1 protein-coding gene is annotated in these 5,718 nt (G+C 73.3%); it reads right to left on the bottom strand.

The window, feature by feature from the left end:
- Nucleotides 1–5,718 (bottom strand): type I polyketide synthase (locus tag ABD256_RS43870; RefSeq protein WP_344432313.1); only part of this gene is annotated, 5,718 nt, incomplete at both ends.

Raw genomic sequence — 5,718 nt, 5'->3', positions numbered from 1 at the left:
GCGAACACCCCATACACACCACCCACATCCACCACCTCCGCACCCACCGGAGGCCACACCCCCAACCCCTCCCACACCACCGACTCCACCACAGCGAGGACACCTTCGGCGTGGGCGATCCACTGCGCGGCGCCGTCGGCGCGGGAGAAGACGCGCAGCGAACGCCTGCCCGTCTCGTCGGTCGCGCCGACCACGACCTGTACGGCGAGCCCGCCCGTTTCGGGGATCAGCATCGGGGAGTGCAGGGTCAGTTCCTCCACCTGCGCCGCCCCTGCTTCGGCCGCCGCGCGCAGCGCGAGTTCGACCAGGCCGGTACCGGGCATCAGCACCTGGCCCAGTACCGCATGGTCGGTGAGCCAGGGATGGGTGTGCCGCGAAAGCCTTCCGGTGAGCACGAGCGCGTCCGAATCGGGGGCCTGCACCACCGCGCTCAGCAGCGGGTGGTCGACCGTCGCCAGCCCGGCCGAGGACGCGTCCACGGGCACCGGCCCGGCTTCGAGCCAGTACGCGCGCCGCTGGAAGGCGTAGGTCGGCAGGTCCACCACGCGCTCGCCGGTACCGGCGAAGAACCGGGACCACTCGACCGCGGCACCGCGCAGGTGCAGCCCGGCCACGGCGGCGACCGCCGCGACGGGTTCCGGCGCGGATTTCCTCGCCATCGGCAGCGCCACCACGGCATCGGTGACGCATTCGGGCACCAGTGCGGACAGCACACCGGCCGGTCCGGCCTCGACGAACGTACGGACGCCCGCGTCGCGGGCCGCGGTGACCCCGTCCGCGAAGCGCACCGTCCGGCGCACCTGCTCGGTCCAGTAGTCCGGCGAGCACAGTTCATCCGCCGTGGCCAGGCGTCCGTACACAGTGGACACGATCGGGACCAGCGGCGCGGCGAACGCCAGCGCGCCGATCCTGGCCCGGAACTCCTCGAGCATCGGTTCCATCAGGGCCGAGTGGAACGCGTGCGACACCCGAAGCCGCTTCGTTTCGCGGCCGTCCGCTTCGAGCCGATCGGTCAGCGCCCGCACCGCGTCCTCGGTGCCGGAGACCACGACCGACGACGGACCGTTGACCGCCGCGATCGCCACACCGTCGCCGAGCAGTGCGGCGACCTCGGCCTCGGTCGCGCGCACCGAGGCCATCGCGCCACCCGGCGGAAGCGCCTGCATGAGGCTCCCGCGCGCAGCCACCAGCGCGCACGCGTTCTCCAGGGAGAGCACGCCCGCGACGTGCGCCGCGGCCACCTCTCCGATCGAGTGCCCCAGCAGCACGCCGGGGCGCACACCCCAGGATTCGAGCAGCCGGTAGGACGCCACCTCGAAGGCGAACAACCCGGCCTGCGCGTACCGCGTCTGATCAACGGCGTCGGCGTCGGATCCCCACACGACCTCGCGCACCGGCTGATCGAGGTGTTCGTCGAGTCCGGCGCACACGGCGTCGAACGTCACCGCGAAGACCGGGAACGCGGTGTGGAGTTCCTTGCCCATCCCCGGCCGCTGTGCGCCCTGCCCGCTGAACAACACCGCGACCCGCGCCGCGGCACGCGCGTTCCCAGTGCTCACCGACGAAGCGGGCACACCCGAGCCCAGCGCGGACAACCCGGCCAGCAGCTCGGCCCGATCGACGCCGACGACGGCGGCGCGAACCTCCATCGCGGCCCTGGACCGCACGAGGGTGCGGGCGACGGCGGTCGGCTCCAGCCCGGGTTCGGCGACCATGAACTCGTGCAGCCGCTTCGCTTGCGCATGCAGCGCGTCGTCCGTCTTGGCCGACAGCAGCAGCGGCACCACGGGGCTCGGACGCTGGTCCTCGACCGGCGCGGTCTCGTCCGCCTGTTCCAGTACGACGTGGGCGTTGGTCCCGCTGATCCCGAACGCGGACACCGCCGCGCGGCGCGGGCCGGTGCGCTCCGGCCACGCACGGCTGCCGGTCAGCAGGCGCACCGCCCCGGCGGACCAGTCCACGTGCGGCGACGGCTCGTCGACGTGCAGCGTCTTCGGCAGCACGCCGTGCCGCATGGCGAGCACCATCTTCAGCACCCCGGCGACCCCGGCCGCGGCCTGGGTGTGCCCGATGTTCGATTTCAGCGAGCCGAGCCACAGCGGCCGCTCCGGCGACCGGTCCTTGCCGTAGGTCGCCAGCAAGGCCTGCGCCTCGATCGGGTCGCCCAGCGTGGTTCCCGTCCCGTGCGCCTCGACAGCGTCCACATCGGACAGATCGAGCCCCGCCGCGGTGACGGCCTGCCGGATCACGCGTTGCTGCGACGGGCCGTTCGGTGCGGTCAGGCCGTTGGAGGCGCCGTCGGAGTTGATCGCGGTGCCCCGGACGACGGCCAGCACCTGGTGCCCGTTGCGCCGCGCGTCGGAGAGCCGCTCGACGAGGACGACGCCCGCGCCTTCGGACCAGCCGACCCCGTCCGCGGCCGCCGCGAAGGAGCGGCAACGGCCGTCCTTCGCCAGCCCGCGCTGCCTGCTGAACTCCACGAACGCGCCCGGGGTCGCCATCACGGTCACCCCACCGGCCAGCGCCAGCGAGCACTCGCCGGACCGCAGCGCCTGCACGGCGAGGTGCAGCGCCACCAGCGACGAGGAGCACGCGGTGTCGACGGTGACGGCGGGTCCTTCCAGCCCGAACACGTACGACACGCGGCCCGACAGCACGCTGGCCGACGTCCCGGTGCCGAGGTAGCCCTCGACTCCGGCAGGCACCCTGGTGAGCCTCGCGCTGTAGTCGGAGTACATGACGCCCGCGAACACACCGGTCCGGCTGCCCTTGACCGACCAGGGGTCCAGCCCGGCCCGTTCGAACGCCTCCCACGACACCTCCAGCAGCAACCGCTGCTGCGGGTCCATCGCGAGGGCTTCACGCGGGCTGATGCCGAACACCGCCGGGTCGAATTCGGCCGCGTCGTGGAGGAAACCGCCTTCGCGCGTGTACGACGTGCCCGGCGTTTCGCCGTCCGGGTCGTACAGGGCGTCGAGGTCCCAGCCCCGGTTCACCGGGAATTCGGTGATCCCGTCCTGTCCCCCGGCCACCAGGTTCCACAGGTCCTCTGGCGAGCTGACCCCACCCGGGTACCGGCACGCCATCCCCACGATGGCGATCGGCTCGTCGGTGCTCAGCACCGCGGTCCCCGCGGTCGTGCGTTCCGGTGCCTCGCCTGCCAGGCCGGTCGAGATGAACTTGGCGAGCGCCAGCGGGGTCGGGTAGTCGAAGACGAGCGTCGCGGGCAGCCGCAGCCCGGTCAGCGCGCCGAGCCGGTTCCGCAGCTCGACCGCGGTGAGCGAATCGAACCCGATGTCGGTGAAGGCCCTGGTGGGCGACACGGTTCCGGCATCGGCCCTGCCCAGTACGGCGGCCGTTTCGGTGACGACGGTGGCGAGCGCGAACTCGTGCCGCTCGTCGTCGCCCATCGCGGCGAGCCCCTCGGCCACCGGCGTTCCCGCGGCCGAAACCCGGCGGGCGGGCCGCATCAGGTCGCGCAGCAGCGGCGGCACGGCGCCGCCGTCGAACTGGCCGGCGAGCGTGCCCAGATCCAGGCCGACCGGCACGAGGTGCGGTTCGGCGGATCGCCACGCGGCGTCGAACAGGGCCAGCCCCTGGGCGGGCTCCAGCGCGCGCACCCCTTCACGGGCCATCCGGTCCAGGTCGGGCTTCCCGAGCGCACCGCCCATTCCGGCGGATTCGTGCCACAGCCCCCAGGACAGCGCCGTCGCGGGCAGCCCGAGTGCGTGCCGCCGATGCGCCAGTGCGTCCAGGAAGGTGTTTGCCGCCGCGTAGTTCGCCTGACCGGCGCTGCCGAACACGCCCGACGCCGATGAGAAGAGCACGAACGCGGCGAGGTCGTGGCCGGTAGTCAGCTCGTGCAGGTTGAGCGCGCCCACCGCCTTCGGCCGCAGGACCGCGTCGAGCCGCTCCGGGGTGAGGGCGGCGACGAGTCCGTCGTCGAGCACCCCGGCCGCGTGGACCACGGCGACGAGCGGGTGCTCGGCCGGGATCGACGCCAGCACCCCGGCGAGTGCCGCGCGATCGGCGACATCGCAGGCGGCCCAGATGACTTCGGCTCCGAGATCGCCGAGTTCGGCCGTGAGTTCGGCCGCCCTCGGCGCGTCCCCGCCGCGCCTGCTGATCAGCAGCAGCCGCCGCACCCCGTGCTCGGTCACCAGGTGCCGGGCGACGAGTGCGCCCAGCCCGCCCGCCGCACCGGTGACCAGAACCGTGCCCCGCGCGACGGAAACCGGCTCCCGTTCGGCGAGCCCGCTCACCGCGGTGAGCCGCGGCACCAGCACTTCGCCGTCGCGGACCGCGATCTGCGGCTCGCCCGCGCCCAGCGCGTACCCGAGTTCGCGTGATCCGTCCGTGTCGATCAGCACGAACCGGTCCGGGTGCTCCGACTGCGCCGTCCGGACCAGGCCCCACACACCCGCGGCGGACAGGCCGTCGACTTCGTCGCCGGCGGTCGCGCCGATCGCGCCCGTCGTGACGAACGCCAGCTTCGACGAAACCGCCTGCTCCGAACCGAGCCAGGCGTTCAGCAAGATGAGCACGCCCGGCAGCGGATCGGCTCCGGTCACCTCCACCACGACGAGTCCCGGCAGATCGGCGCCGCCTTCGACGGCGGCGAGCGCGGCGGGCACGGCCACCGGCGAAGTCGTGTCCTTTGTGGACTCCGTGGCGATCGGACGCCACTCGACCCGGTAGAGGTCGCGTACCCGTGCCGCGGCCTTGATCCGATCCGCCGACACCGGCAGCAGCCGCAGTCCCTCGACGCTCGCGACCGGGCTTCCCGCGCTGTCGGCCAGTTCCACCGCGACCGATCCCGCCGGATCGAAGCTGAGCTTGGCGCGCAGGGCCGCTGCCCCGGTCGCGTGCACGCTCACACCGGTCCACGAGAACGGGACCTGGCCGGCCTCGCCGTCCTCCCCGGGCAACGCGGCGAGCGCGTGGAGTGCGGAGTCCATCAGGGCGGGGTGGATCCCGAAACCGGTCACATCCCCGGCGTACTGCTCGGCCAGCGACACTTCGGCGTAGACATCGTCTCCCCGGCGCCAAGCCGCGCGCAGGCACGCGAAGACGGGGCCGTAGACAAGGCCCGCTTCGGCGGAGCGCTGGTAGACCTCGCCGATCGGCAACGCCCGCGCGCCATCGGGTGGCCAGGACACCAGATCCGCGGCGGGCTTCACCGCGCCACCCGACACCGTTCCGGTGGCGTGCCGGGTCCACGGCCGGCCGGCACCGTCGTCGAGCCGCGAGTACAACGTCAGCTCACGCGTCCCGGACCCGTCCGGCGGGCCGATCACGAGCTGGAGCTGGACGGCACCGCGCTCGGGCACCACGAGCGGCAGGTGCAGGGTCAGTTCGCCGACCCGGTCAAGGCCCACCCGGTCCGCGGCGTGCACGGCGAGGTCGAGCATCGCGGTACCGGGCAGGAGCACCGCGCCCGCGACCACGTGATCGGCCAGCCACGGGTGGGTGCTCACCGAGATCTTCCCGGCCAGCACCATCGTGTCGGCGTCGGCGAGCGGCACCGCGGCGCCGAGCAGCGGGTGCCCGGTCGCGGTCAGCCCCGCGGCACCGACGTCGACGGCACCGGCGGGTTCGGTCAGCCAGTACCGGCGGCGCTGGAAGGCGTAGGTGGGGAGGTCGGTTCGGTGTGCGCCGGTGCCTGAATACCAGGCGGGCCAGTCGATGGGGGTGCCGTGGGCGTGCAGGGTGGCGAGC

Source organism: Amycolatopsis minnesotensis, from assembly GCF_039529815.1.
Lineage (GTDB): Bacteria > Actinomycetota > Actinomycetes > Mycobacteriales > Pseudonocardiaceae > Amycolatopsis > Amycolatopsis minnesotensis.
The sequence above is the reverse complement of the archived record's forward strand: the minus strand, read 5'-3'. Positions and strand labels throughout refer to the sequence as shown.